Below are 583 nucleotides of genomic sequence, written 5' to 3' on the forward strand. Positions count from 1 at the left end.
GCTCCCGGCAGGGTTCCTCGCCGCCGATCGGGTGCGGCGCTGGCGGGGGCCGCGGCGCGCCACGGCCGACCTGCTGCTGCTCTCGCCCCTGGTGCTGCCGCCCACGGTGCTCGGGTTCGTGCTGCTGCAGCTGCTGGGCCGCTACGGACCCCTGGGGGAGCCTCTGGCACGGCTGGGGCTGGAGCTGGTGTTCAGCTGGCCCGCCACGGTGCTGAGTGCGGCGGTGGTGGCTTTCCCGCTGATGTACCGGACCCTGCTGGCGTCCCTGGAGCAGCTGGATCCCGCTCTGGAGGGGGTGGCCCGCAGCCTGGGGGCGGGGCCGTGGCGGGTGTGGCGGCGGATCACCCTGCCCCTGGTGCTGCCGGGGCTGGGGGCGGGCCTGAGCCTGAGCTACGCCCGGGCCCTGGGGGAGTTCGGCACCACCCTGATGCTGGCGGGCAACATTCCCGGCCGCACCCAGACCCTGCCCCTGGCGATCTTCGCGGCCGTCGATGCAGGCGACCTGCCCCGGGCCTGGGCCTGGACCGGCCAGGTGCTGCTGCTGAACGGGCTCTGCCTGGGGCTGGTGCAGCTGTTCCTCAGC

The 583-nt window shown here is 75.0% G+C and carries 1 protein-coding gene; it reads left to right on the top strand.

Annotated elements, in window-relative coordinates; translation table 11 throughout:
• A partial coding sequence (gene modB / locus VB737_RS17250) for a molybdate ABC transporter permease subunit (protein ID WP_500314781.1) occupies positions 1–583 on the top strand: 583 nt, incomplete at both ends.

The sequence above is a fragment of the Synechococcus sp. BA-120 BA3 genome (genome assembly GCF_034931285.1).
In the GTDB taxonomy this organism is placed as follows: domain Bacteria; phylum Cyanobacteriota; class Cyanobacteriia; order PCC-6307; family Cyanobiaceae; genus Cyanobium.